Origin of the sequence: Actinopolymorpha cephalotaxi (genome assembly GCF_013408535.1) — a bacterium.
Taxonomy (GTDB): domain Bacteria; phylum Actinomycetota; class Actinomycetes; order Propionibacteriales; family Actinopolymorphaceae; genus Actinopolymorpha; species Actinopolymorpha cephalotaxi.
This window is the reverse complement of sequence record NZ_JACBZA010000001.1, coordinates 2,426,164-2,451,305: the sequence shown is the minus strand read 5'-3', so window position 1 is coordinate 2,451,305 and position 25,142 is coordinate 2,426,164. Positions and strand designations below refer to the sequence as shown.

Sequence of the window (25,142 nt, the reverse complement as noted above, 5' to 3'; positions counted from 1 at the left end):
GGTCACTCCTCCGGGTCCTGCGGGGCTCGCGGCTCGGGCACGCTCTGCCCAGGTGTCTGCCCGGTTGTCTGCCCGGGCGTGCCGGGGCCGGCCGGATCGGGCGGCGCCGGGTCGGGGTCGCGTTCGGCCAGGATGAACTCCGCCACCGGCCGGCGTGGGGTCGGCGGAACCTCCGGTCCGTACCCGAACCGCAGCACGATCTGCGGCTCGGTCCAGCCCGACCGCGGGTCGCGGACCAGCCAGCGCAGGTCGGTGTGCTCGATCGGCTGGTTCAGCAGGGATGCCGCGACGCCGTGCGTGGTCGCGGTCAGCAACACCCGCTGCAGAGCCTGTCCGGCGGTGACCCAGTCCTGTGGGGTGTCCCGGGTGGTGGACAGGACGGCGAGGGTCGGCGTGTCCTCGAACTTCCCCTTCGGGCGGAGCCGGTCACCGGGGTCCACGGCCAGGTCGCGGACCGGGGAACTGCCCTCCGCCCGCGGCCCGAGCGCACTGGACGGAACGCCGCTGCTGGTGCGCTGCCCGCCCACCCACACCTGACGTTCGACCAGCCGGCGCGGGTCGTCGGCCTCGGCGATGTCGGCGTCGGTGGCCAGCTCCATCAGCCAGCGCTGCCGGTCGCGGTCGTCGATCCATTCCAGCCGTACGCCCTCACCGGCGGCCGCCTGGCCGATGTCCGTGCGTACCTCGTCCGGAACCGCCCGCTCGGTGAACGGCTGCCGGTTGGTACGCCGCCTGGGCAGGAACGGGAACAACGCGGCCAGCTGCCCGGCGTCCTCACTCGGGCTGCCCACGCTCACCAGGGCGACGAGGGTCGGCCGGTCCGGGTCGGGGAACAGCAACGTCGTCGTGTGCGCCCCGATCGCGGCGGCGGCCACCCGCAGGTTGAGCAGCGCCGTACCCGCCCCGATCAGCGTCATCCGACCTTCCGGGTCCTCCGCGGCGAGTTCCCGGGAGGGGTCGCGGTGGACCTCCACCGACCGGCCACGGAAGCGGAAGCACCACGGCTGGGCGTTGTGCATGGACGGAGCGAGCACCGCCGCCCCGACGAGCGTGTCCCGCTCGGTCTGGTCGAGATCTCCGACGAGCAACGCACACCTCCACTGTTGGCCGGCCCGTTCTCAGGGTCGTTTCGCACGACACCGCTGGGCAGCGGGCGAAGGTCCCGGTGGCCCATGACCGAAGCCTCTCGTCCGCTCCGCCGGTCGGCCGCCACGCTGAGCGGGTGCGGATGAACTCGCCCACCCTCCACCTGGACCGGCTCGACGCCGCGGTGTTCGGGCTGGACGACGTGGTGGTCGACACCGCGCTCCTGCACGCCACCGCCTGGCAGCGCACCTTCGACTCTTTCCTGCGCAGGCGGGGGCGCCGGGCCGGGCTCGAGGCGGATGGTCCCGGCGGCGGGTCACGGATCCCGCCGTTCGAACTGCCCGGTGACTACCTCCGCTACGCCGCCGGCCGGACCACCACCGAGGGAGTACGCGGCTTCCTGACCGCCCGCGGCATCACGCTCGCCGACCACTCCCCCGAACCCGGTGAGGAGACGGTGCGCACGCTGGCCGACCACAAGGACGCCTGCTTCGGCGAGGAGGTACGGCGGGTCGGCGTCAGCGCCTATCCCGCCTCTGTCGACCTGCTGCGCGACCTTGCCGCCCGCGGCGTACGGCTCGCGGCCGTGACCGGTGATCGGGGCTGCGAGCAGCTGCTGGCCGCCGCGGGGATCGCGGACCTGTTCGACGTGTGCGTGGACGGCGGTGACGCCGCGCTGCTCGGCCTGCCGGCGCAGCCCGACCCGGGCCTGCTGCTGGAGGCGACCCACCGGCTGGGCGTCTCCCCGCGGCGTACGGCGGTGCTGAGCGGCAGCCTGGTCGGGGTGGAGGCCGGCTGGCACGGGTGTTTCGAACCGGTCGTCGCGGTCGACAGGTACGCCCGCGCCGACGACTTCTACCGTCGCGGCGCGCACGTCGTGGTGCGCGACCTGGCCGAACTCGTACTCTCCGGGCGATGCCGGCAGGAGTTGCTCGCCCATCGGTGAGAAGGCCCCCTTTCGCCCGCCCGACGAAGCGGACCAGGAGGTACGCGCCGATGACGTCCGAGCCGACGGTTCTGCGCCTCGACCGGATCGGGGCCGTGGTGTTCGAGGTCGACGTCGTGGTACCCGACACCGCCAGGACGCACGCCGCCGCCTGGAAACGCTGCCTGGACGCCTTCCTGCGCCGGCACGGCCGCACGGTGGGGGTGGCGTTCGCGCCGTTCGACGTACGCGAGGACTATCTGCGGCACTTCGCCGGCCGGCCACGGATCGCGGGGCTGCGGGGCTTCCTCGCCGACCGGGGCATCGACCTGCCCGACAACGGTACGGAGCACAGCGTGTCGTCGCTGGCCGACTGCCAGACGCGCAGCTTCCTGACCGAGATCGCGCGGTACGGCGTACCTCCGCATCCGGTCGCGGTCAAGCTGCTGTACGAGCTGCGTGCCCGCGGCGCGCGGACGGCAGCGGTGTGCACCGGCGGCCACTGCGACGAGATCGTGGCGGCGGCGCGGGTACGCCGGCTGTTCGACGCGGTCCTGGACGGTGCGCGGGCCCGCGCCGGAGCCACTGCCCCGGGGTCGTCAGGTGGCGGGCGGGTGGTGCCGGCGGGGGTCTTCCGCGGCGGATCCGAGGTGTTCGCCGCGGCGGCCCGGCGGCTGGCGATCCCGCCGGCTCAGGCCGGGCTGCTGGTGGCCTCGGCCGACGGTGAGCGGGCCGGACGGAGGGCGGGTTTCGGGACCGTGCTCACGGTCACCGGCCCCGACGGCCCCGCACCCGACGGCCCCGCACCCGACGGCTCCGCGGCTCCCGACGGTTCCGGCGGCACCGATTCCGGCGACAACGGGTTCGGCTCCGGCGACACCGGGTCCGCGATCACAGCGGCGGATCTCGCGCAGGTGCGGGTCATCGGGAGACGACGTGAGCCATTCGGCCTTGACCTATGACCGGTGGGACCCGGCGCGGGAGGGGCTGCGCGAGGCGCTGTGCACCCTCGGCAACGGCTACGTCGCGACCCGCGGAGCCGCCCCCGAGTCCCAGGCCGACGGTGTGCACTACCCCGGCACCTATCTGGCCGGCTGCTACGACCGGCTGGAGTCGTGGGTCGCCGGCCGGGTGGTGGAGAACGAGGACCTGGTCAACGCGCCCAACTGGCTGCCGCTGACCTTCCGCCCCGTCGGCGACCAGGACGTCCCGGAGACCCCGGAGACGCCGGAGACCCCGGAGACCCCGGACGGCACAGACGGCTCGTGGTTCGGCCTGGACCGGGTGCACGTCCTGGACTTCCGGCAGGAGCTGGACATCTACCGCGGCGTACTCACCCGGCGGGTGCGGTTCCGCGACGACGCCGGGCGGACCACCCTGCTCGTGCAACGGCGGTGGGTCTCCATGGACGACCCGCACCTCGCGGTGCTGGAGACCGTGCTCGAACCCGAGGACTGGTCCGGGCGGATGCAGGTGCGCGCCGCGCTGGACGGCACCGTCGCCAACCGGGGCGTACGCCGCTACGCCGACCTGGCCGGGGACCACCTGCTGCCGGTGACCGCCGGGTACGACGGGCAGGACCTGCTGTGGCTGCAGGTAGAGACCGCGCAGTCGCGGGTACGGATCGCCGAGGCGGCGAGAGTACGGGTGCACGGCGCGGCCGGACCGGTCGGCGGCGTGGGCGGCGTGGGCGGCGGGGGCAGCAGGGGCAGCGTGGGAAAGGTGGAACGCCGGTTCGAGGAACGGCCGCGCTGGGCGGGCCTCGACCTGACCTTCGCGGTGGAGCGCGGCGAGGCGGTGACGGTGGAGAAGACGGTGGCGATCCACACCTCCAGGGACCGGGCGATCACCGAGAGCCTGACCGCCGCCTGTGCCGCCGCGCGCCGTGCCGGCCGGCCCGAGCACCTGCTGGCCCGGCACGAGCTCGCCTGGTCGCGGCTGTGGCGTGGCTGCCGGACCGTGGTGGACGGCGGGCCGCAGCAGACGCTGGACCTGTACGTGTTCCACATCCTGCAGACGCTGTCGGAGCACACCGTCGAGCTGGACGTCGGCGTACCCGCTCGCGGGCTGCACGGCGAGGCCTACCGGGGGCACGTCTTCTGGGACGAGCTGTTCGTCTTCCCGTTCCTGCTGCTGCGGTTGCCCGAGGTGGCCCGGGCGCTGCTGATGTACCGCTGGCGGCGCCTTCCCCAGGCGCGGCTGGCCGCGCGGGCAGCGGGCCACCGCGGCGCCATGTATCCCTGGCAGAGCGGGAGCGACGGCCGGGACGAGACGCAGCGGGTGCACCTCAACCCGCTGTCGGGACGCTGGGTTCCGGACAACACCCACCTGCAGCACCACGTCGGGCTGGCGGTGGCGTACAACGTCTGGAAGTACTACGAGGCGACCGGCGACGCCTCCTTCCTCGCCACCCACGGCGCGGAGATGCTGGTCGAGATCGCGCGCTTCTGGAGTGGGCTGGCGACCCGCGACGCGGCCGGCGGCCGGTATGAGATCCGGGGCGTGATGGGGCCGGACGAGTACCACGACGCCTATCCCGATGCCAGCCGGCCGGGCATCGACAACAACTCCTACACCAACGTCATGGCCGCGTGGGTGCTGCGCCGGGCGCTGGACGCGCTGGCCCTGATCCCGGCCCACCAGCGCAGCGAGCTGTCCGCGCGGCTCGGGCTGCGGCACGCCGAGCTGGACCGGTTCGACGAGGTGAGCCGGCGGCTGCGGGTGGTGTTCCACGACGGCGTCATCGGGCAGTTCGAGGGGTACGACGAGCTCGCGGAGCTGGACTGGACGCGATATCGCGCGAAGTACGGCGACATCCGCCGGTTGGACCGCATCCTGGAGGCCGAGGGCGACTCGGTCCGGAGGTACCAGGTCTCCAAGCAGGCGGACGTTCTGATGCTGTTCTTCCTGCTCGGCAAGGACGAGTTGACACAGGTCATGGACCAGCTCGGATACGACCTGGACCCGGCGACGATCCTGCGTACGATCGAGTACCACCTCGACCGCACGTCCCACGGGTCCACCCTGAGCGCCGTGGTGCACGCGTGGGTCCTCGCCCGCACCGACCGGCACGGCTCGTGGGCGTTCTTCCTGCAGGCGCTGGGTTCCGACGTGCGGGGCGGTGCGCAGGACACCACCGCGGAGGGCGTCCACCTGGGTGCGATGGCCGGGTGCGTCGACCTGTTGCAGCGTTGCTACACAGGGATCGAGACCCGCGACGACGTGCTCCGGCTCAACCCCCGGCTGCCGCGCGAGCTCGCCGACCTCGAACTCCAGCTGCGCTACCGCGGCCACTGGGGAGTCACCGTGCACTGCACCCAGGACGAGGTGCGCATCGGGCTGCGGCGGTCCGCCGCCGCGCCGATCACGGTGGCGGTGAAGGACGAGCAGACGACCCTGCGCCCCGGACAGTCCTGGCGGGTACGCCGGCCCGGCCGGCCCCGCGGCGCGGGCCTTCGCGGCGTGGGTGCCGGCGGCGCGGGTGCTAGCGGCGCAGCAGCTCCGCCACCGGCCGCCGCGGCGTCGGAAGGGGCAGCCCGGAGACCGGACGGCCGAACCGCAGGATGAGCTGGGCGAACCCGGGCAGGTCCAGGTCGTCGCGGACGCGGGTACGCAGGTCGGGCAGCTCCAGCGGCTGGTTGAGGTACGACGCGGCCAGGCCCTCCACGCAGGCCCACAACAGCATCCGCATCAGCGCCTGGCCGGCGCGCAGCCAGTCCACCGGGCGGTCCCCCTCGGTGAACAGGATCGCGATCACCGGATCGCGCTCCGGCCGGCCGGGTGAGGCGGACAGCCGGCGTCGGCCACCGGCGAAGTCCCGCATCGGGAAGTCCGCCTCGTGGCCGGCCTTGGCGGACACGCCGAGAACCGCCTCGGGCAGTCCGGTGCCGTACAGCGGCCCCTCCCCGCCCACCCAGCGGGCCAGCTCGTGCCGGAACTTCGGGTCGGCCTGCTCCCGGCGTTCGGCGGCGGTGACCAGCCGGGACAGCACCCCGCGTTCGGCGCGTTCGGTGATCCAGCGCAGCCGGGCGCCCTCCAGCTCGGCCTCCCCCGCCAGCACGCTCCTCGTCCGCGCCGGTACGTCCGGATCCAGCCGGGACCTGATCGTGCGCCGCAGCGGCACGTGCTGGAGCAGACGGGTCTCGGCCATCGACGGCAGGTGGTCCGGGCCGAGGGAAACCACCGCGGCCAGGTCGCCGCGTTCGTCCCCGGGCATCAACGACACGGTGGGTTCGGACCCGAGGGCACTCACTCCCAGCCGGACCGCGAAGATCGCCGCACCGACACCGATCAGCATCTGCCGGTCGTCGGGGTCGACCACCGCCACCGCACGGGAGCGGTCGACGTACACCTCCACGCTGCGGGCGTTGACCCGGAAAGCCCACGGCTGGGCGTTGTGGAGTGAGGGCGCCAGCCGGGCCGTGCTCACCAGTTCCTCGGCGTGCTTACGCAGATCCAGAGTCACGAACATCCCGAGCTCCTCGTCAGCGGCGATTCAGTGGTACTTGCGGCTCCAGCGCGGCGCGACGCGTTCCCACTCCTGCCCCCAGGCGGCGAGCCGCCGCCGGTCCAGCGACCAGCGGGCGAGCAGCGAACAGACGACGATGCCGAGTTCGAGACCCATCAGAGCGGTGATCGCGGTGGCCACGCCCTTGTCGGACAACTGGGACGGTGTGAGCGGCGGCTTGGTCACCTGGCCGGCGGCGTCCACCCAGACCCGCACCGTCGAGCCCGCGTCGGTGCCGGCCCGCACCGGCACGTCCCCCTCCGACCAGGAGCCGTTCGGTCCCTGCCAGCGCGCACGGGCGTAGGTGGTCACCGGGTTCGGCGCGTCCTGCCCGGGGTCCACCGAGCCGGGCGCGGACTCCAGCAACTTCGCCGTACCCCAGTGGCCGGCCTCCTGCTGGGCCGCCGACCTGGCCGCGCCGTCGTCGTAGGCGCCGCGGCCCATGCCGATCGCGACCGGTATCGCCAGCAGCGCCGCCATCAGGGTCACGGCGATCAGCAGACCCTCCACGCGGTCCGACGCGCGGCACATCGGGTTCCGGCTCCAGCCCAGCCGCCGAATGGCGAGGACTGTCCACCGCCTCAGCCGGCCTCGCGCCATGCGGACCTCCCCGGGCGCGTCCTGCGCGCGATGCGCGTCCTGTCCGCTGCCTCCAGAAAACGACTCGTGCGGGTAACCGGCCCGGTGGTGTTCGCCCGGCGGCTCCACACCTCTCCACCGTTCAGGGTCATCAGTGGGACGGTGCACCACCCAGGGCACTTGGTCCGTGATCTCGCGCCGACCGTCCCGGGCCGCGAAGTCTGCGTCACCTCGCCCGGAATCTCCTGCCAGGGTTGAGCTGAACGTCGATCGGAGCGTTGATCGGGACGTCGATCGAGAAGGTGTCCGGAGCGCCGGGCCGAGGGGGACGCACAGATGCCGCGACCGGGGAACAACCCGGCCATCGTGGTCGGGATCGACGGATCCGACAACGGCCTGCGCGCGCTGGACTGGGCGCTGGAGGAGGCGGCCGCGCACCGCTGCCCGGTCCGTCTGGTGTACGCGTACGTGCCCTCGGCACACCGGCACGCCGAGCGCGCTCACGGCGCCTCCCCGCGGATGATCGCGATGTACGAGGAGGGCCGGGAGGTGTTCGCCGCGGCGCGGGCCCACCTGGCCGGGCACCGGCACGCGGACCTCGTGGTCGGCACGGCGTTGTACGAGGGGGCGCCGGCGCGGGTCCTGGTCGAGATGGTCTCCCGGGCCCGGATGTGCGTGGTCGGCCGGCGGGGGCGGAGCGGCCTGTCCTCCCTGCTGCCCGGGTCGACCTCGATGAGCCTGGCCGTGCACGCCCGGGTCCCCCTGGTGGTCGTACCCGCGCAACTCGCGGCGAACGGGGCCGGCGAGGCGAACGGCGCGAACGGGCCCCGGGTGGTGGTGGGTGTCGACCTGCCGTCGGCCGGTGAGACGGCGGTGGAGTTCGCGTTCGAGGAGGCGACGGCACGTGGGCTGCCGCTGCTGGCCGTGACCGCCTGGGACCTCGCCGACCCGTACATCTACAACCCCGCCGCGCTGGCCGAGGCGGTGGCCGAACGCGAGGCCCGGGTGACCCGGTCGCTTGCCCAGACCCTCACGCCGTGGCGGGAGAAGTACGCCGAGGTGCCGGTGACCACGCTGGTCGAGCGGTCCCATCCGGTGTCCGCCCTGGTCGGGGTCAGCGGCCCGGCCGACCTGCTGGTGCTGGGCGGCCGGGTGCATCCGCGGTCGGAGGTGGTCACCGGGTCGACGACCCGCGCGGTGGTGCGCCGGGTGTCCTGCCCGGTGGCCGTCGTCCACGACCCGGAGCTCCCCAGGGTGCCGCGCACCTAGGCCTGTCCTAGGGATCTCCCGGGGTGAGAAGAAGTTTTTTCGAATCCGCACGCGTCGGGTGTCGAGAACGCCGACCGGGCTCCGTCCCAGGACCACCAGCGCCCACCACGGGCGGTGCGAACGGGCCTGAACGAAGGTCCGGCGTACGTCTGACGAACCTCCGGCCACAGACGAACGTTCGACCAGAAGGAGAACCGACCGTGCAGCCGAACGAGATCACCGAGATCCTGAACCACCCGACCAGCCGGGAACTGCTGGCCCGCGACCTGACCCGGCTGGCCTACGTCGCCAAGGACGGCACGCCCCGCAACGTGCCGATCGCGTTCACCTGGAACGGCACGCACATCGTCATGTGCACCTCGAAGAACGCACCGAAGCTCCCGTCCCTGCGCCACAGTCCGGCCGTGGCGTTGACGATCGACACCGAGGTGCACCCGCCGAAGATCCTGCTGATCCGTGGCCGGGCCGAGTTGGACGTCGTGGACGGCATTCCGGAGGAGTACCTCCAGATGAACGGCAGCTACCAGATGACGGCCGAGCAGCGGGTGGAGTGGGAGGCCGAGGTGCGTTCGCTGTACGACGGCATGGTCCGGATCGTGGTGACCCCGACGTGGGCGAAGCTGATCGACTTCGAGACGACCCTCCCGAGCGCTGTGGAGGAGCTGGTCCGGGAGCGCGCCGAACGCCAGAACGCCTGAGTACGGGACGCCCGGGTGCGGCACGCCCGAACGCGCCGCCGGGACGCGCCGCCGGGACGGGTCGGACAGAATCAGCCGCGCCCTGTTGTCGAGAAGTTGTCGAGAACGACGCGACGGCTCCGTCCCGGGAACGACCGACCGACAAGCAACCGACAAGCAACGAGAAACGCCGAGACGAAGGAGAACGAACGTGAAGTACCTGCTGCTGAAGCACTACCGGGGTGGCCCGGCCCCCGTCGTCGACCACGGGCCGATGGACCAGTGGACGCCCGAGGAGGTCGACGCGCACGTGCAGTACATGCGCGACTTCGGCGACCGCCTGCAGGAGAAGGGCGAACTCGTCGACGTCCAGGCACTGACGCCCGAGGGTACGTTCGTACGCTTCGACGGCGAGGGACGCCCGCCGGTGACCGACGGACCGTTCGCGGAGACCAAGGACCTGATCGCCGGCTGGTACATCATCGACGTGGAGTCCTGGGACCGCGCGGTCGAGGTGGCCGGGGACCTGTCCGCCGCCCCCGGGCCCGGTGGGAAGCCGATCCACGAGTGGCTCGAGGTGCGGCCGTTCCTCACCGCGCCGCCCGCGGTCACCGACTGAACGAGCGGCTGCACACACATGGGTGGTGTGAACGAGTGGTTGTGAAGTGGTGGTGAACGAGTCGCTACTGCGGGAGCTCGTCCCCGCGGTGATCGGCGTCCTCGTCCGGCGCGGAGCCGACTTCGCCTCGGCCGAGGACGCCGTGCAGGAGGCGCTGATCCGGGCGCTGGAGACCTGGCCGGACGACCCGCCGCGGGACCCGAAGGCCTGGCTGGTCACCGCGGCGTGGCGCAGGCTCCTCGACGCCACCCGGGCCGAGGCGTCGCGGCGGGACCGGGAACTCGCCGTGGAGGTCGAGCCGTCCGCCGGGCCGGCACCGGCCACCGACGACACGCTGCGGCTGTACTTCCTGTGCGCGCACCCCACCCTGCCGCCGGCCTCGGCGGTCGCACTGACGCTGCGCGCGGTCGGCGGCCTGACGACGCGGCAGATCGCGACCGCCTACCTCGTCCCCGAGGCGACCATGGCGCAGCGGATCAGCCGGGCCAAGCGGCGGATCGCCGGGCTCCCGCTGGACCAGCCCGGTGATCTCGGCACGGTGCTGCGGATGCTCTACCTCGTCTTCAACGAGGGGTACGGCGGGGACGTCGACCTGGCCGCCGAGGCGATCCGGCTCACCCGGCAGCTGGTCGCCCTGACCGGCGAACCCGAGGCCGCGGGGCTGCTCGCGCTGATGCTGCTGCACCACGCGCGCCGGGCCTCCCGCACCGGCCCGGGAGGCCGGCTGGTGCCGCTGGCCGAGCAGGACCGGTCGCGCTGGGACACCCGCCTGATCGCGGACGGGGTGAGGGTCCTGCAGACGGCGCTGGCCCGCGACCGGCTGGGCGAGTACCAGGCGCAGGCCGCGATCGCCGCCCTGCACGCGGACGCCCCGACGACCGAGGAGACCGACTGGGTACAGATCGTGGAGTGGTACGACGAACTGCTCCGCCTCACCGGCAGTCCGGTGGTGCGGCTCAACCGCGCGGTCGCGGTCGGGGAGGCCGACGGGCCGCGGGCGGGAATGGCGGCGCTGGCCGGGGTGAGTCCGCGGCTGCCGCGCTACGCCGCGGTGACGGCGTACCTCCACGAGCGGGCCGGCGACCTCGAGCAGGCCGCGAAACTGTACGCCGAGGCGTCCCGGGCCGCCACCAGCGCGCCGGAGCGTGACCACCTCACCCGGGAGGCCGCCCGGGTGCGCCACCTGCTGCGCGGGTGACGGCCGGCCGGCGGTCAGCGATCCGGGCGGACCAGCCGGCTACGCACCATCGCGCTGACCGGTTCCCCGGCCGGACCGACCGAGCCGGGCTCGCCGGAGCCGCCGGCTCCGCTCACCTGGTCCGCGAACTCCACCTGACCGCCCTGCTGCACGACCCGGGCGAGCAACTCGTCCACGAGGTCGTACACCGGGCGCAGCGGACCGCCGCAGTGCGGGCAGGTCGCCGCCGCCTTCGGTGTCAGCTCGCCGCAGGTCTCGCAGTCGAAGCCCGCGACGACGGCGTCGTCGCGTACGACGAGCATCGCCGCCTGCCCGCGGTTGACCGCCTGACCGCACGCCTCGATCCCGCTCACCGCGAGTCCGTTCGCCTCCCGGTCGGCGACCTCGGCCAGCACCCGGAGTTCGTGCTCGCGCCTGCGTCGGTCACGGGCCCGGGCGCTGAGGTCGCGGACGTCGCCCGCGGTCATCGTGTGCGGGTCGACCACGAACGTGCCCACCAGGCGCCGCCGCACGGCGTCGGGCAGCTGGCCGACGAACTCCACGATGCCGACCTCGTGGCCGCCGACCACGAGGTCGCGGCCGTTGGCCGCCAGCAGCTTCTCCACCGTCGCCGCGGTGGAACGGTAGTGGCGCCGGGCGAGCTCGGCCGCCCGGTGGCGGGTGTTGTACTCCTCATAGCCCGCCCAGCCGGCGTGGGAGGAGTCGCGGACGCCGTCCCCGACCAGCTTGCTGACCGACTCGATGCTCTCGCCGTCCACCCGGAAGATCCACGCCTCGCGACGTTCCACCACCACGACGTAGTACGGCCGGGCATGGTGGAGCGCCGACAGCAGCGGACGCACGTACGGACGGCGGTCGGCCACCACCCGCGTGTGCACCGGCCACGACACCGGCATCGCCTCGTGCAGGCCGAGCGACGGTGCCGCCAGCAGGGCGACGCCGTGGCCGAGCCAGTCCCGCACGTGCGTGGCGAGTGCCTCCCGTACCCACGTACGCGCCTCGGCGAGCTCCCGCCGCACGGTGTGCGGTGCGTCCCGGGCCGCGTCGGCCTGCTCGGCGAGCAGGTTGTCCACCCGTACGAGCATCTCCCGTATCGCGACCGGCTGGGCCGGTACGTCGACGTAGAGCGAGAGCACCGCCCCGTCCGGATCGCGGTAGCCGAGGAGCCGTTCCACCTGCCTGGCATCGATCATGCTTCCTCCCGGAAACCTTTGAGAGGGTCGAGAATGTCTGCCGGTTCGCCGGATTCGGGTGAGTGCGTCACGGCGCCGGATACTTCGCGAGGATCACCTTGAGCTGGTCCACCAGGGCCAGTGCCTCGTCCCAGGGCCGCTGCCAGACGTTACGGCCGAAGATCAGCCCGAGCGCGCCCGCGTCCATGGCCATCCGCGCCTTGTCCAGCATGGCCGCGTCGCCGGCCTTCTCCCCGCCCGAGACCAGCACGTAGGTGCGGGCGGCCGAACGCACCACGGCGTCGATGGCCTGCGCCGGCGAGATGTCGGCGTCGTACTCCGCCCGTGCCCCCTTCCGCAGCTCCGGATGGGGAAAGTTCACCTTGACGATGTCGGCGCCCAGCTCGGTCGCGGTGCGAGCGGCGTAGTCGACGGCGTAGAAGGAGTCCTTGCCACCCTTGGCGTCGACCGCCGAACCGCGTGGGTAGGCCCACACGATCAGCGGGAGGCCGTAGCGGTGGGCGTCCTCGCGGACCTGCCGGAACTGCGCGAAATCGGCTTCCTGCGCGGGCGATCCGACGTACATCGTGTATCCCACGGCGTCCGCGCCCAGCCGTACGGCGTCGGCGACGTCGGCGTTCAGCGGCGACAGCGGATTGTCGGCCGCGGGGATCTCCGTGCGCCCGTTCAGCTTCAGGACCAACGGAACCTCACCGGCGTAGTCCCAGTAGAACTTCTCCGCCAGCCCGACCTGCACGGCGATGCCGTTGAAGCCGCCGCGCAAGGCGAGCTTGACAATGTACGCGGGGTCACCGGCGGCCGGGTTGGCGAAGAAGTCGCGCGGGCCGTGCTCGAGCCCCTGGTCGTAGGGCAGGAACATCGCGGTGCCGTTGCCGACGCCGTGCTGGAAGAGAATGCGGTGCAGGCGGGCCTTCTTGCCGGTGCTCAGGCCGAGTTGGCGAAGCTGTGGGCGGCTGGCCATCGTGGTGATCCTCCCCGCTGTGTCGATCTCAGTGGATCTCAGTCGGTCTCAGTCGGTCCCAGGTCCCGCGGAGGACCTGGTTCTTCTCCAGGTTTCTCAGCCGATGCCCCTGTTGGGACAGGGGCGAAGGTCCGGTCCGGCCCGGGCGTGGCCGCGACGTCCGGGTGGGCGGCCGAGCGCTCCCGACCGCCGCTCAGGCCGGCCGGGCGGGCGGCTCACCGGTCCGGTCCGGCCGGTCCGCGGCCTCGGCGGGCCCGCCCGGGTCCTCCCCGCCCTGATCGAGCCGGAACGGCGGGTACTCGTCGCGCAGCAGCAGGACGTACGCACTGACCCGGTAGCCCCAGCGCTCCATCCCCATCATGAAATCGAAGATCCCGCCCGGGTAGACGCGGCGGAACAGCAGCGAGATCGCGGCGAACAGGACCAGCAGCCCGATCAGCCCGGGCCCGACCCGTCCGTAGCCGTACTCCGCTCCCCCGCCGGGCCACGAGCCCCACCCGTGACCGTGCGAGTCGAGCGTCACGGTCCGGCCGCTGAAGACCGCGAGGACCAGGTAGTGCGGGATGGCCAGCAGCCACCACTTCACCAGCACCAGCCCGCGCGACAGCCGCCACGGGTAGTCGATCGAAAGGTCGGCCGGATAGCTGGGATCGGACTCGAACTTGAACGGCGGATATTTGTCACAACCAAGTACGAGCGCGTAGAACGCCACCCGCCAGCTCCATCGCAACACACCCTCGGTGAACCCGAAGATCGGCGGCGGATAGCGCCCGGTGATAAGCACGGCAATTCCCGCGACAACGGTCAGGACCAGCAACACAATCCACAGAATCCACAAGACGATGAAATGGGGAATGGCCAGAATCCACTTCACCAGCCACAGCCACCGGGACAGGTCCGGCTGCAGGTGCCCCTCGAGCCGAAGTGGATAGGGCCGATGCGCCGAATGCGAGTGTTCTGGCTTTTCTGGCTGTTCTGGCTGGTCCGGCCGAAATGGCTGGTTCGGGCCCATCACGCATCTCCTTCCTGGTCGGCGGACGCGGCCGGTGACGACGTAGGGGTGACGCCGGTCGGGCGGGACCCCGGCGGAGAGCGGTGGAGAACGGTCAGGCCCACCGCCGCGAGCAGGGCGCCTCCGGCGAGGAACGCGGCGAGCACCGGCCACCGCGGCCACGACGGCGTACCGACGGACATCCGTACGTCGACACCCGGGTCGGCGTCGGCGTTCATCACCACCAGTTCCCACCCGCCGGGGCGCAGCGGCCAGGTGAGGGTCCGGGCGCCGGGCCCCACCGACCAGGCGGCCCAGATCCCTTCCCTGGTGGGGAGATCCACCCGGCGACCGGCCGCCACCGGCGCGTACGACACGTCGGCCGGAGACGCCCGGAGATCAACGTGCGCGACCCCCGTTCCCCGGAGGTACCTCGCCCGGTCCGCCGACCTGGTGATCCCGATGAACACCGGTCCGCCGTCCACCCGGACGGCGGTGATCCGGGCCGCGCCCGACCGCCGCGAGGTGAGCCGGTCGAGGAGGCGCGCCGGCCCTCCCAGCTCGTGCTGCCCGGTGACAAGGGCGGTCGAGGGCACCGCCAGCCGGGTGCCCTGCTGGCCGCCCGGTGAACCCGGCCGGCGCCCGAGCTCACCCGAGGCGGCCAGCAGACCGGTCAGTGCCAGGGCGAACCCGGCGAACAGGGCGAGACCGGCTGGAACCGCCCGCCGGACGCGACCCCGGCTCCGCACGCCGGTCACCGAGATTCCCACAGAACCCAACCCTCACAACACCGCCGAAAGCGGCTTAGTGTCCGTGGAAATTGCGTACGAACATGGACCCACGCTATCGACCGGGACACCGGCACCGGGAGGGTTCCTTTTCAATCCGAATTCAGTTTGTTCACGGACGGACCGAGGGGAGCTTTCTTGAGGTCAGCGAAAGCTGAGACCGGCCTGAACAGGTAACCAAAGGGAGTGACACAAAGTGTCGAAGAAATACCTCGGAAAGGTCGCTGCCGGTGGCGCACTCGCCAGCGCGGCGCTGCTCGTGGCCGCCCCCGGCATCGCGTCCGCGAGCACCACGCCGTCCACCTGGGGCGGCGACCACAAGGAGGACCACGGCTACATCAAGACGTACCCGAAGTGGGTGCGCCCCGGTGACGAGGTGAAGATCATCGAGGTGTGCTCGGAGGAGCAGGAGTACGCCAAGGTCTGGTCCAAGGCGACCGGCAAGGTCGAGCTCGAGCGCTGGAAGCCCCGGCCGCACGACGGCGGCAGGATGGACGACGCCGCGCCTGAGGACGGCTGGGGCCAGGACCAGGCCGACGGCCAGGACCACTGGAGCCAGGACGGCCGCGACGGCAAGGGCGACGAGCACGGCCGCGACGGCAAGGACGGCAAGGACCACAAGAAGCACTACGTCTACGTGGGCGAGGCCTACGTCAAGGAGTACGTGCACCCGGGCTGGTACAAGGTCAAGGGTGAGTGCGGCTACGGCAAGATCCACGTGGTCGAGGCTCCGGGGGACGCCACCGACCCGCAGGGACCGGTTGCCGGCGGTGACGGCGGCCTGACCGGTGCCAACACCAACCTCGCGGCCGGCGGTGCCGCGGCGCTGGCGGCGGCCGCGTTCGGCGGCGTCTTCATGGTTCGCCGGCGGCGAACCGATGGGGCGCAGGTCTGACCCGGTGACGAGCGAGGCCGGTGGCCGGCGCGGGAAACTGCGCCGTGCCGCCGGCTTCGGCCTCGTCGCCGTGCTCGCACTCGCCGGAGCGGCCATGCTGGTCGCGGCGTTCAACCTGCCCGCGGAGCGGCCACCGATGCCCGCGGGCGACGCCGCGCCGGCGTTCCTCTCCACTCCCACCGCCAACCCCACGTCCGCGCCGACTGCCTCGCCGACGACCACGTCCCGCTCGGCGGCCAGGCCACCGGCACAGGGCGCCGAACCCGGTGGAACGCCGGCTCCGTCGACAACGGAGACAACGGAAACACCCACCGCGACGCCGAAGCCCACCCGCACCGGGGAGCCCCCGTCGATCCCGATGAGCCTGACCATCCCGCGCATCGGCGTGAACACCCGGCTCATGCAGCTGGGACTGAACAAGGACAAGACCATCCAGGTGCCCACACCCGATCGAGCCAACTTCGCGGGGTGGTACAAGTTCGGGCCCAGCCCAGGTGAGATCGGCAACACGGTGATCGTCGGGCACGTCGACTCGGTGAAGATCGGCCGCGCCGTCTTCTTTCGGCTCGGTGAGCTCCGGCCGGGCGACCTGCTCACCATCGTCCGCAAGGACGGGTTGACAGTGCCGTACAAAGTGGACGGTGTGAAGGCGTACCCGAAGTCGAAGTTCCCGACCGATCTGGTGTACGGCGACTCGGACAGGTCGACGCTGCGCCTGGTCACCTGTGGCGGTCCGTGGTCGAAGGCGACGTCCTACCAGGACAACATCATCGTCTTCGCCACCCAGTACGCCCCCGCCCGGAAGGTCGCCGGCAAGTAGCCCGGGTACAGGCCACAAACCACCCAGCCGCCCACCCCAGCCGCCCGCCCGGCGAGCCGGACCGGAAGCGCCGAGCAAGCTCAGCGCCCGCGGTCCCCGTCCGGGCGGGCGGTGACGCCCTCGATGTCGTCGGCCGCCGCGTGCAGCAGCCGGTGCGCCAGCTCCGACAGCGCACGGGCGACCGCCAGCTCGTCGCCGATCTCCGGCACACTCGGGTCCGCCGGATTACGGCGTGCCCGGCCGGCGCCGGACAGGTGCGTCCGGTCACCGGACACCAGCCGTGCCTCCGCCCGGGTCTGGCCGTCGTGCTCGTCGATGAAGATGTCGACGTTCCAGTGCTTGGTGACTTGTGCGGTGTCGGTCATCGTGTCCTCCTGCGAGTCCTCCGGGTCCTGCGACTCCGGGGCCGGGGCAGACGGAAGCCGAGGGGAACAGGTGCGGCCCGTGCGCGCGGGCCGCACCTGCCGCATCGGACGCCCCCCGGAGCCGATGCGGGTCCCCCCATCCCCTCAGCCGGTGCGCTGCACCGGAATCGCGCGCGCCTCCGGGCGCTTCTCGCTCACCGGCATCCGGACCTCGAGGATGCCGTCGGTGTAGCGCGCACTGACCTCGGACTCGTCGGCGCCCTCGGGCAGGGCCAGCCGGCGGGTGAACTTCCCGTAGCGGAACTCGGTGCGGCCGCGCTCGCGCTTCTCCTCCTGGCGCTCGGCGCGGATCACCAGCATGCCGTTGTCGATCTCGAGGTCGATGTCCTTGCCAGGGTCCATACCGGGGAGCTCGGCGCGGGCGACGAAGGTGCCGTCCTCGTCCAGGAACTCCTCCACGCGGATGCCGCGCATGCCCGCGGGCGCCGGCCAGTTGGTCCAGGTCAGCGATTCGGGAAGGTTCTCCGCCCAGTCGAGCAGGTCTGGCAGCGAACGGCGTTCGCGCCGGACCTCGGGTGTCCCACCTGCCATACCGATCGCCTCCTCAGTCGTACCTCAGCCCATCACCCGGGCACCGCGTTCAGCAGAGTCGACCGGCCCGGGAGTGTGGGTCCTTCGCCCGAACGGTCCCGATGTCCGGTAAGTCGGTCACCCGGCCGCCATCCGCGCCGCCGCGACCGCGGCCTGGCCGTAGCTCACCCCGCTGTCGTCGGTGGGCACCCGCTCGGGGACGAACACGTCGAAGCCCTCGCGCTCCAGCCCGTCCACCACGCCGCCGAGCAGCAGCCGGTTGGTGAAGGTGCTGCCGGCCAGGCACACCGTGCGCACCCCGGCCTCGTGGCCGGCGTCGACGCACAGCGCGACGGTCACCGCGACGAGCGTGGCGTGGAACGCCGCCGCGAGCCGCCCGACGGACACACCGTCGGCCATGCCGGACAGCACCGCCGCCAGGGTCACCACCGGGTCGTACACCCGCACCCCGTCGGCGGTGACGATCCGCCACGGCAGCTCCTCCTCGCGCCGGCCCCTGGCCGCGGTCTCCAGGACGGTCGCCGCCTCCCCCTCGTACGCGGCGTCCTCCCGCAGTCCCAGCAGGCCGGCCACCGCGTCCACCAGCCGGGCGGCGCTGGACGCCGGTGGGCTGTTCACGCCACCGGTGACCATCCGGCGTACGGTCTCCAGCTCGCGCGCGGACAGGCGTTCGGTGCGGGCGCCGAGCAGGTCCGGGTCGATCGGCGCGCCGCCGAGACGTTCGCCGGCGAGGAGGTAGCCCAGTGCGGTACGGATCGGGCTGCGGGCGGCCAGTTCGCCTCCGGGAAGCGGCGCGCGACCGAACCGGCCGGCCCGGTGGTAGCCGCGTAGGTCGGCGACCAGGATCTCCCCGCCCCACAGCGTGCCGTCGTCGCCGAGGCCCGGGCCGTCGTAGGCGACGCCGAGGAAGGTCCCGGTCACCCCGTGCTCGGCGGCGCAGGCCGCGACGTGCGCGTGGTGGTGCTGTACGGCGATCCGCCGGTCCTGCGGCCAGCGCCTGGCGTACTGGCTGGCGAGGTAGCCCGGGTGCAGGTCGTGCGCCACCGCCGCGGGGGTGCCGCCGACCAGCGGGACGAGCCGGTTGAGCTCCTGCTCGAACGCGTCCAGCTTCGCCGGGCTGGTCAGGTCGCCGAGTTGTTCACCCACGTACGCCCGCGAATCCCCTGCCAGCGTGCAGGTGTGGGACAGTTGCGCACCCACCGCAAGCACAGGTTGACGGGCCGCGAACGGCAGCGGCACCGCGGTGGGTACGACCCCCCGGCCGCGCCGCAGGACCGCCGGGCGGCCGCGTACGACCCAGTGGACGGAGCTCCTCGTCCGGGTGCGGATCGGCAGGTCGTGCCCGAGGAAGCCGTCGGCCAGCCCGGCCAACCGGGCCGGGACGAGGGCGTCGTCGACCACCACCGGCTCCTCGGCGGGGTGCGCGCCGGTCACCACCAAAGGACGGTCCAGATCGTGCACGAGGAGCGCCTGCAGTGGGGTGGCGGGCAGCGCCAGGCCCACGTGGTCCGAACCCGCGCTGACCCCGGCGGCGATCGGCAGCCGGCTGCGCCGCAGCGGGGCGAGCACCACCGGGCGCGATGGTGAGACCAGCAGGTCGACCTCGGCGGTTCCCAGGTCGGCGACCGCCCGGGCCACCGACAGGTCCGGAGCCAGCACCGTGAGCGGGCGGGTCCACCGGTGCGTCCGCGAGCGCAGCCGGGCCACCGCCCGGGGAACGGTCGCGTCACAGACCAGCTGGTAGCCGCCGGGCCCCTTCACCGCCACGACGCCACCGGCCGCGACCGTCTCCACAGCCGCCGCCAGCGCCTCGGCGTCGGACCGGCGGTCACCCGAGGTGCCGCCGGCCCAGAGCCTGCCGCCGCGGTCGCCCCAGCCGCTGCCGTCGTCGCCGTCGGCCCGGGAGGTACGCCAGGTGAGGTGCGGGCCGCACTCAGGGCAGGCCGTCGCCGGCGCGTGGTGGCGCCGGCCTGCCGGGTCCTCGCGTTCGGCCGTGCAGGCGGCACACGGCGCGAACCCGGGCAGACCGGGCAGGCCGGGCAGGCAGTCGTCAGGTCCTTCGCCGAAGGCGCTGGGCCGTCCGTACGGCGGAAGCTCGTCCAGGAGCGACTGCCGCGGGCCGCAGAGGCGGCACGACAGGAACGGGTAGCGGTACCGCCGGTCGGCGGGGTCGAACAGCTCCCGCAGGCAGGCCGGGCAGATTCCCCGGTCGGCCCAGGGCGACGGCTCACCGGACGGCTCCGCGCCGGACGGCTCCGCGCCGGACGGCTCCGTGGCGGACGGCGGCCGGCCCTCGTGGGTGGTGCCGGAGACGTGGCCGTACGTGTGACCGGTGGTGTGGCCGGCGCGGGAGGTACCGTCCAGCCCGGCCGCCATCGGCGGGTCCACGTCGTCGAACAGCACCCGAAAGCCCGTACCCGGGTGCGGGGTCATCCCCTCCAGTTCCACGACGTCCACCAGGCTCACCCGGGCCGGCCGCGGCGCCTGCGTACTGACCCGGTGGACGAACTCCGCCAGCGCGGCCGGCGGACCGGCCACCTCGACCACCACCTGGTCGCGCACCGTCCGCGCCGTACCGTCGAGCCCACACTCACCGGCGACCTGGCTCAGGTGCCGGCGCAGCCCCACGCCCACCACCGAGCCCGCGACCAGCACCCGCTGCGCCTGACGGGCCGGTAGCTCACTGTCGGGGACGGGACGTGTGACCGCCCCGCTCATCGCCGCCCACCATTACGCGAGGCACGGGTGTACAACGCCGGTCCGGCCATGGTCTCCCCCTCGTTTCCCCGTCGCCCCGCAGATCCAGCCCGCAGATCCAGCCCGCAGACTCACCCAGCAGGTTCACCCCGCGGTTCCGCCGGACAGTTCGCGCCGCCGGACCGTCCTCACATCACCTGGTCGGCCGGCCGGCGCGGTGTCGGTACCGCCTCACCACGGGGATACCCAAGTCGCAGCACCATCTGCGGATGGTCCAGCCCCGGCGCCGCGCTGCGCAGGTGGCCCCGCTCGTTGAGCTCCTCGATCGGTGCGTTGAGGAAGGACGCCACCACGCCGTGCTGGCCCGCGGTGAGCAGAACCCGCTGCAACGCCATCCCGGCTCGTACCCAGTCCTTGTGGGCGTCACCGGGGGTGGACAGGACGGCGAGGGTCGGCCGGTGCTCGAAGATCGCCACGTCGCGGGGGCCGGCGTGCCGGTGGGGGTCCAGGTCGCGGACCGGGGCCCGGGAGTCCGCCGACCGGGGGCCGAGCGCTCCGACCGGGATGCCGTCCGCGCTGTCCCGCGCGCCGATCCAGGGCTCCATCTCCTTCTCCAGGGCCTCGTCGGGCTCCTGGGCCCGCTCGGCCTCGGCCACCAGGTGGCGTACCCGCTCGACCTCGCTGGAGGTGAGCACCCGGATGTGGCCGCCCTCGGCCTCCGCGGCCTCCTCCAGCCGGGTCACCAGCGAGAACGGCAACCGCCAGTCGCGGTAGGGCCCGCGGTTGGTGTGCCGCTGCGCGATCATGTCGTACCGCGCGAGGTCGTCGGCGGCGATCGGCCGGCGGACACCGAAGTGGACGACCGCGGCGAGGAACGGGGTCTGCGGCCGGGGCTGGGCCTGCACCCACGCCTCGTGCCCGGCGTACCGGACACCGAGGAGTGCGTTGTACGTCGCCGCTCCACACGAGATCGCCATGAACCGGCCCGCGGGATCGGCCGTGGTGAGCTGGCGCGCCGGGTCCGCCCAGATCTCCAGTTGGTCGTCGCCGAAGCTGAACCGCCACGGCTGGGTGTTCAGGACCGACGGGGCGTGCACCGCGGCGTCCACGATCAACCGCTCCTCGCGGTCGGTCAGAACGTGGCGTCGGGGCATGCTTCGAGCGTCACGGCCACGCCGGCCCGCTCCCAGAGTCCTCGGCACCTGCGCCCGCAGGCCAAAGACCCGGTGGTCGCCGTCGCCGGTCCGGCGGGTGCTCATGCCTCCTGGAAGTCCAGGGAGCTCTGCGTGTTGTGCACGACAGCGCGCACCGCGTCCTCGAGTTCCTCGGCGTCGCGGGCGTCGAGGTCGGCCTCCAGCAGCGGCAGCACGATCTCGTCCTCGACGGTGAAGTGCAGGCGGGCGACGGCGTACAGCCCGTACAGCGCCTGCCGCACCTGGCGCCAGGCGTCTTCCTCGCCGAGCGGCAGGGCGCGCCGTGCCTCGTCCAGGTCGGCGGCCAACCGGTCGATCTCGGCGTGGTGGGCACGAAGGACGTCAATCGGGGTGGCGGTCTCGGCGGCCACGGTCAAGGCGGGGTAGAGGATCTCGTCCTCGACCGAGATGTACGGCACCAGGTCGTTCACGAAGAAGGTCACGTGACCGGTGATCCGGTCCCACACCTCCAGCATCGTGGCGTCGTCCATCCAGGCAGCAGTCGCCTGCAGAGCCTCCACCTCGGTACCAAGCTCCATGTGTCGACTGCGCAGCCACGTCAACTCAGCCATACTTCCTCCCAGCAACATCCCGTTAGATCTCTCTCAGGATGTGCTGTGGACAACCCCCCGCGCGCTGGGCGATGGTCCCGGCCGGACCGACGATGGTCCCCGCTGACCTGACGATGGTCCCGGCTCGGGCGGAATCCCCGGCCCACGGTGGCCGGATGTGTATCCGCCGCGACGCGGAGTGGCCGTGAATTCCTTGCCGCGGTCGTGATCCCGGTTGTGATCCCGGTGTCGGCGGCGGTCACGGAGCGGGGTGGACGACCGCAACCGGGACGGACGCCTCCCGCAGGACGCCCTGGCTGACCGAGCCGAGGAGGGTGCCGGCCAGGGCGTGCCGGCCGCGGGCCCCCACGACGAGGAGGCGTGCCCCCGCCGACTCCTCGACAAGTCCGTCCACCGGCCGGCCGCGTACGACGATCCGGTCGGTCCGGACATCGGGGTACTTCTCCCGCCAACCGGCCAGCGCCTCCGCGACGGCCCGGGCGGGCTCGTCCGCCTCCGAACCAGCGTCCGACCCGGCGCCCGTCGTCGAGCACAGCACCGCCCGCAGGCCGACCCCGTGCCGGGCGGCGTGTTCGAAGGCGAACGCCAGCACGGTGTCGGAAAGGTCGGTTCCGTCCACGCCCACCACGACCGGGGCGTCCGGTGGGCCACCCGGGCCGCGCACCACGACGACCGGGCAGTGGGCTCGGGCGGCCACTCCGGCGCTGCAGGACCCGAGAACGCCGCGCGCCAGCCAGCCCCGGCCGCGGGTGCCGACGACCACCAGGGCAGCGGACGCGGACTCCGCGAGGAGCACCTGGACGGCGTTGCCCTCGGCCGTCACCTCGACCACCGGCAGGTCGCCGACCTCCGGCGCGGCCTCGGCCACGGCGCCGGACACGACCTCCTGGGCGGCCTCGTCCAGGGCGTAGACGTCGTAGTCGCCGGGCGGGTACGCCGCCGGCGCGATCGGCAGCTGGTACGCGTGCACCACCCGCAGCGCGGCGCCGCGGGTCCGGGCCTCGGCAGCGGCCCAGCTCAGTGCCTGGACGCCACCCGGTCGCCCGTCCACGCCGACGGTCACCGGCCGGCCGGCGTTCGGGTCCTCGCCCACGTGCTCCCCCATTGGCTGCCGACTGGCTGCGCTGTGCCTACCGCGGAATGTGCCTACCGCGGAATGTGCCTACCGCGGAATGTGCCTACTGCGGAGGCGGGCCGACAGCGCGTTCCTTCCGGCTTCGCTCCACGGCGAAGACGGCCGCTTCCGTACGGCGTTCCATGCCGAGCTTGCGCAGCATGCCCGACACGTAGTTCTTCACCGTCTTCTCGGCCAGGAACATGGTCTGGGCGATCTGCCGGTTCGTCATGCCGGCGGCGATCAGGTCGAGGATGCGCCGCTCCTGGTCGGTCAGCGCCGCGTAGCGGGGGTCCTCCTGGTCCGGGCCGCGGCGCAGGCGTTCCAGGACCGCCGCGGTCAGCGCCGGGTCGACCATCGACTCCCCCGTCGACAGCCGGCGGACCGCGCCCACCAGGTCGTTGCCGCTCACCTGTTTGAGGAGGTAGCCGGCGGCACCGGCCATGATCGCGTCGAAGAGCGCCTCGTCGTCGGAGAACGACGTCAGCATCAGGCACGCCGGCGGCGGCTCCATCGAGGAGCGGATGTCGCGGCAGACCGTCACCCCGTCGCCGTCGGGCAGCCGGACGTCCAGAACCGCCACGTCAGGACGAAGCGCGGGCACCCGGGCCCGCGCCTGTGCAGCGGTGGACGCCTCGCCGATCACCTCGATGTCGTCCTCCTCCTCCAGCAGCTGGCGCAGGCCGAGCCGGACCACCTCGTGGTCGTCCAACAGGAAGACCTTGATGGTCATCCGGTTCCTCTCTCCCCTGGTGCGGTCACCAGCGCTGTCCCCCAGTGTTCAGCCAGGTGTGCACCTGGGTGACCACCCCGTTCGCCCCGATCCCCTCGCTCGCTCCGTGGCCGGCGCGGCCGTGGGCCGCCGACCAGGTCGCGCTCGCGCACCGGCACCACCGCGATCGGGGACCCCAGCCCGCGCAGCAGTCCGGGTCCGAGAACCCTCGCCAGACTGGCGGCCGGCGGCGGCTCCGCGACCTCACCGGTGGCGCCGGAGTACGCCACGACCGGTCCGCCTACCCCGATCCCGGCGTTCTCATCCCCGGGCCTACCCACCACGAGCAGGTCAGCATCCTGCGCTGCCGCCGACAGCGACTCACACCCTGCCGGTGAGGACCGGGCGAACGCCGCCATCGGGACTTCGCGGACCTCGCTTCCCCAGGCGAGCGCCTCCTCCCTGGCGAACCGGCGTACCTCGTCCGCGGACCGCCCACCCTCGGCGGCCACCACGACGCGGCCCGCGACCCCCCGGCGCGGGCCACGTCGATGGCGACGCGGCCGCCGTGTCAACCCGCGCTTGCGGGCCGGTACGGCGACCACCGGGCACGGGCCGAACGCCCCGCCCCACTGGCCGAACGAGGCGACGAGCTCTGCCGCCTGCCGGCCCTCCCCCCGGACACCGACGACCAGGAACTCCGGGTCGGGCACCGCCCCCACGAGGACCTGTGCGACCGATCCCTCCAGCACCCAGGGCACCGCACGTACCCCCGGCGCGGCCGCCGATGCCTGACGGACGCCGTCCCTCGCGGTCCGCCAGGCGCGGTTGCGGGCCGCGCAGTGGAGTTCGTTGTCGCCGCCCGGGGCGTCGCCACCGGTCTGGTAGGCGTGGCACACGACGAGCGGGAGCCGGCGTGCCCGCGCGGCCAGCGCCGCCCAGCCCACCGCACCGTGGGCCGAGGCTCCCTCGCTCGCTCCGACGACAACCGCGCCCGTGAGCGCACCACCAGGTCCGATCATCAGTGCCTTTCCGCAAGCCCCAAGCCCCAAGCCCCCGGCCGGAGACCCAGCCGCAACCCTTCCGTGCCACACAAACCGGGGGCAGGGCACAAAGTCCCGATCAGGTGGGTACTTCCCCGCTGCCGGTCCCGTCTCGGTACTCCGGGGCAGGACCTTCGCCTCTGCGCGCCGCCGGGAGCAAGGCGGCAACGTGGAGGCACCGAGGGCATGACCGGTCCTGGGAGTTCGGTGTGCCCGGTAAGTGCCCGGTAAGTGTCCGGTAAGTGCCCGGTGAGTCCGGCGTACCAGACGTGCCATGGGTGTACGCCGGACGTGCGGGAGCGCTGGACGTGGATCCGACGGATGCCGACGGATGCCGACGGATGCCG

24 protein-coding genes are annotated in these 25,142 nt (G+C 72.9%); 9 read left to right on the top strand and 15 right to left on the bottom strand.

Translation table 11 applies throughout. From position 1 onward, the window contains the following. Window positions 1-2: 2 nt before the first annotated feature. The gene (locus FHR37_RS10920; RefSeq protein WP_092884330.1) at window positions 3-1,088 is read right to left on the bottom strand and encodes an Acg family FMN-binding oxidoreductase; all 1,086 of its coding nucleotides are present in this window, start codon (window positions 1,086-1,088) and stop codon (window positions 3-5) included. Window positions 1,089-1,228: 140 nt separating this feature from the next. Between FHR37_RS10920 and FHR37_RS10915 the strand changes: the two genes are divergently transcribed. Genes FHR37_RS10915 through FHR37_RS10905 form a run of 3 tightly spaced genes read left to right on the top strand, consistent with a single transcriptional unit; the run spans window position 1,229 to window position 5,578 of the window. After that, window positions 1,229-2,032 carry an HAD family hydrolase gene (locus FHR37_RS10915; protein ID WP_092884596.1) on the top strand — a complete coding sequence of 268 codons (804 nt, stop codon included), beginning with the start codon at window positions 1,229-1,231 and terminating at the stop codon, window positions 2,030-2,032. A 50-nt stretch (window positions 2,033-2,082) separates the two neighbouring features. Further along, a complete protein-coding gene (locus FHR37_RS10910; protein WP_092884332.1) occupies window positions 2,083-2,973 on the top strand; it encodes an HAD family hydrolase in 891 nt (296 codons plus the stop codon). Next, on the top strand, window positions 2,948-5,578 hold the full coding sequence (locus FHR37_RS10905) for a glycoside hydrolase family 65 protein (RefSeq protein WP_092884334.1): 2,631 nt from the start codon (window positions 2,948-2,950) through the stop codon (window positions 5,576-5,578). The genes FHR37_RS10910 and FHR37_RS10905 overlap by 26 nt, the downstream gene beginning before the upstream one ends. Here FHR37_RS10905 and FHR37_RS10900 read toward each other — a convergent pair. Both FHR37_RS10900 and FHR37_RS10895 read right to left on the bottom strand, forming a co-directional pair. Continuing rightward, entirely contained in the window at window positions 5,496-6,482 is a 987-nt protein-coding gene (locus tag FHR37_RS10900; protein WP_092884336.1) for an Acg family FMN-binding oxidoreductase, read from the bottom strand. The genes FHR37_RS10905 and FHR37_RS10900 overlap by 83 nt on opposite strands. Window positions 6,483-6,506: 24 nt before the next feature. Further along, window positions 6,507-7,118 carry an Rv1733c family protein gene (locus FHR37_RS10895; RefSeq protein ID WP_139239024.1) on the bottom strand — a complete coding sequence of 204 codons (612 nt, stop codon included), beginning with the start codon at window positions 7,116-7,118 and terminating at the stop codon, window positions 6,507-6,509. A gap of 315 nt (window positions 7,119-7,433) precedes the next feature. On the opposite strand from FHR37_RS10895, the gene FHR37_RS10890 reads away from it, so the two are divergent. From FHR37_RS10890 to FHR37_RS10875, 4 genes are all read left to right on the top strand, one after another. Then, on the top strand, window positions 7,434-8,366 hold the full coding sequence (locus tag FHR37_RS10890; RefSeq protein ID WP_092884340.1) for a universal stress protein: 933 nt from the start codon (window positions 7,434-7,436) through the stop codon (window positions 8,364-8,366). Between the two features lie 200 nt (window positions 8,367-8,566). Further along, window positions 8,567-9,064, top strand: coding sequence for a pyridoxamine 5'-phosphate oxidase family protein (locus FHR37_RS10885; RefSeq protein ID WP_092884342.1), 498 nt, complete (start codon window positions 8,567-8,569; stop codon window positions 9,062-9,064). Window positions 9,065-9,254: 190 nt separating this feature from the next. Continuing rightward, window positions 9,255-9,662 (top strand): YciI family protein, encoded by a 408-nt coding sequence (locus FHR37_RS10880; RefSeq protein ID WP_237768871.1) that lies wholly within the window; start codon window positions 9,255-9,257, stop codon window positions 9,660-9,662. Window positions 9,663-9,714: 52 nt separating this feature from the next. Next, window positions 9,715-10,860 (top strand): RNA polymerase sigma factor, encoded by a 1,146-nt coding sequence (locus FHR37_RS10875; protein WP_092884600.1) that lies wholly within the window; start codon window positions 9,715-9,717, stop codon window positions 10,858-10,860. Window positions 10,861-10,874: 14 nt separating this feature from the next. Here the strand turns inward: FHR37_RS10875 and FHR37_RS10870 are convergent, their stop codons facing one another. The 4 genes from FHR37_RS10870 to FHR37_RS10855 all read right to left on the bottom strand — a co-directional run bounded on the left by FHR37_RS10870 (window position 10,875) and on the right by FHR37_RS10855 (window position 14,763). After that, a complete protein-coding gene (locus FHR37_RS10870; protein WP_092884344.1) occupies window positions 10,875-12,053 on the bottom strand; it encodes a baeRF10 domain-containing protein in 1,179 nt (392 codons plus the stop codon). A 67-nt stretch (window positions 12,054-12,120) separates the two neighbouring features. After that, the gene (locus tag FHR37_RS10865) at window positions 12,121-13,014 is read right to left on the bottom strand and encodes a class I fructose-bisphosphate aldolase (protein ID WP_092884346.1); all 894 of its coding nucleotides are present in this window, start codon (window positions 13,012-13,014) and stop codon (window positions 12,121-12,123) included. A 193-nt stretch (window positions 13,015-13,207) separates the two neighbouring features. Then, window positions 13,208-14,026, bottom strand: a complete 819-nt coding sequence (locus FHR37_RS10860) for a DUF4389 domain-containing protein (RefSeq protein ID WP_092884348.1) — start codon at window positions 14,024-14,026, stop codon at window positions 13,208-13,210. Then, entirely contained in the window at window positions 14,026-14,763 is a 738-nt protein-coding gene (locus FHR37_RS10855; protein WP_139239025.1) for a hypothetical protein, read from the bottom strand. The genes FHR37_RS10860 and FHR37_RS10855 overlap by 1 nt, the downstream gene beginning before the upstream one ends. 226 nt (window positions 14,764-14,989) lie before the next feature. On the opposite strand from FHR37_RS10855, the gene FHR37_RS10850 reads away from it, so the two are divergent. Then, the gene (locus tag FHR37_RS10850) at window positions 14,990-15,688 is read left to right on the top strand and encodes a hypothetical protein (protein WP_092884352.1); all 699 of its coding nucleotides are present in this window, start codon (window positions 14,990-14,992) and stop codon (window positions 15,686-15,688) included. Between the two features lie 4 nt (window positions 15,689-15,692). Further along, complete coding sequence (locus FHR37_RS32405; protein WP_202818152.1) at window positions 15,693-16,508, top strand: class F sortase; 816 nt, start codon at window positions 15,693-15,695, stop codon at window positions 16,506-16,508. Between the two features lie 80 nt (window positions 16,509-16,588). Here the strand turns inward: FHR37_RS32405 and FHR37_RS10840 are convergent, their stop codons facing one another. The 8 genes from FHR37_RS10840 to FHR37_RS10805 form a co-directional block, all read right to left on the bottom strand. After that, window positions 16,589-16,873 carry a DUF1876 domain-containing protein gene (locus FHR37_RS10840; RefSeq protein ID WP_092884602.1) on the bottom strand — a complete coding sequence of 95 codons (285 nt, stop codon included), beginning with the start codon at window positions 16,871-16,873 and terminating at the stop codon, window positions 16,589-16,591. 144 nt (window positions 16,874-17,017) lie between these two features. After that, window positions 17,018-17,464, bottom strand: coding sequence for an Hsp20/alpha crystallin family protein (locus FHR37_RS10835; protein WP_092884356.1), 447 nt, complete (start codon window positions 17,462-17,464; stop codon window positions 17,018-17,020). Between the two features lie 117 nt (window positions 17,465-17,581). Then, window positions 17,582-20,182, bottom strand: a complete 2,601-nt coding sequence (locus tag FHR37_RS10830) for a Kae1-like domain-containing protein (protein ID WP_092884358.1) — start codon at window positions 20,180-20,182, stop codon at window positions 17,582-17,584. A gap of 167 nt (window positions 20,183-20,349) precedes the next feature. Next, on the bottom strand, window positions 20,350-21,315 hold the full coding sequence (locus tag FHR37_RS10825; protein WP_139239026.1) for an Acg family FMN-binding oxidoreductase: 966 nt from the start codon (window positions 21,313-21,315) through the stop codon (window positions 20,350-20,352). A gap of 101 nt (window positions 21,316-21,416) precedes the next feature. After that, window positions 21,417-21,926: a hemerythrin domain-containing protein gene (locus tag FHR37_RS10820; RefSeq protein WP_175542582.1), complete on the bottom strand. Its 510-nt coding sequence runs from the start codon at window positions 21,924-21,926 to the stop codon at window positions 21,417-21,419. A 238-nt stretch (window positions 21,927-22,164) separates the two neighbouring features. After that, window positions 22,165-23,031, bottom strand: a complete 867-nt coding sequence (locus tag FHR37_RS10815) for a universal stress protein (protein WP_092884364.1) — start codon at window positions 23,029-23,031, stop codon at window positions 22,165-22,167. Between the two features lie 73 nt (window positions 23,032-23,104). Then, window positions 23,105-23,773, bottom strand: a complete 669-nt coding sequence (locus FHR37_RS10810; RefSeq protein ID WP_092884366.1) for a response regulator — start codon at window positions 23,771-23,773, stop codon at window positions 23,105-23,107. Next, window positions 23,770-24,774: an adenine nucleotide alpha hydrolase family protein gene (locus FHR37_RS10805; RefSeq protein ID WP_092884368.1), complete on the bottom strand. Its 1,005-nt coding sequence runs from the start codon at window positions 24,772-24,774 to the stop codon at window positions 23,770-23,772. The genes FHR37_RS10810 and FHR37_RS10805 overlap by 4 nt, the downstream gene beginning before the upstream one ends. Window positions 24,775-25,142 lie beyond the last annotated feature (368 nt).

What these genes read in the sequence shown, in the direction of transcription:
- FHR37_RS10915 (WP_092884596.1), top strand. Translation starts at nt 1,229, where the DNA reads ATGAACTCGCCCACCCTCCACCTGGACCGGCTCGACGCCGCGGTGTTC.
- FHR37_RS10910 (WP_092884332.1), top strand. Translation starts at nt 2,083, where the DNA reads ATGACGTCCGAGCCGACGGTTCTGCGCCTCGACCGGATCGGGGCCGTG.
- FHR37_RS10900 (WP_092884336.1), bottom strand. Translation starts at nt 6,482, where the DNA reads ATGTTCGTGACTCTGGATCTGCGTAAGCACGCCGAGGAACTGGTGAGC.
- FHR37_RS10895 (WP_139239024.1), bottom strand. Translation starts at nt 7,118, where the DNA reads ATGGCGCGAGGCCGGCTGAGGCGGTGGACAGTCCTCGCCATTCGGCGG.
- FHR37_RS10890 (WP_092884340.1), top strand. Translation starts at nt 7,434, where the DNA reads ATGCCGCGACCGGGGAACAACCCGGCCATCGTGGTCGGGATCGACGGA.
- FHR37_RS10870 (WP_092884344.1), bottom strand. Translation starts at nt 12,053, where the DNA reads ATGATCGATGCCAGGCAGGTGGAACGGCTCCTCGGCTACCGCGATCCG.
- FHR37_RS10865 (WP_092884346.1), bottom strand. Translation starts at nt 13,014, where the DNA reads ATGGCCAGCCGCCCACAGCTTCGCCAACTCGGCCTGAGCACCGGCAAG.
- FHR37_RS10860 (WP_092884348.1), bottom strand. Translation starts at nt 14,026, where the DNA reads ATGGGCCCGAACCAGCCATTTCGGCCGGACCAGCCAGAACAGCCAGAA.
- FHR37_RS10840 (WP_092884602.1), bottom strand. Translation starts at nt 16,873, where the DNA reads ATGACCGACACCGCACAAGTCACCAAGCACTGGAACGTCGACATCTTC.
- FHR37_RS10835 (WP_092884356.1), bottom strand. Translation starts at nt 17,464, where the DNA reads ATGGCAGGTGGGACACCCGAGGTCCGGCGCGAACGCCGTTCGCTGCCA.
- FHR37_RS10830 (WP_092884358.1), bottom strand. Translation starts at nt 20,182, where the DNA reads ATGAGCGGGGCGGTCACACGTCCCGTCCCCGACAGTGAGCTACCGGCC.
- FHR37_RS10825 (WP_139239026.1), bottom strand. Translation starts at nt 21,315, where the DNA reads ATGCCCCGACGCCACGTTCTGACCGACCGCGAGGAGCGGTTGATCGTG.
- FHR37_RS10820 (WP_175542582.1), bottom strand. Translation starts at nt 21,926, where the DNA reads ATGGCTGAGTTGACGTGGCTGCGCAGTCGACACATGGAGCTTGGTACC.
- FHR37_RS10815 (WP_092884364.1), bottom strand. Translation starts at nt 23,031, where the DNA reads ATGGGGGAGCACGTGGGCGAGGACCCGAACGCCGGCCGGCCGGTGACC.
- FHR37_RS10810 (WP_092884366.1), bottom strand. Translation starts at nt 23,773, where the DNA reads ATGACCATCAAGGTCTTCCTGTTGGACGACCACGAGGTGGTCCGGCTC.
- FHR37_RS10805 (WP_092884368.1), bottom strand. Translation starts at nt 24,774, where the DNA reads ATGATCGGACCTGGTGGTGCGCTCACGGGCGCGGTTGTCGTCGGAGCG.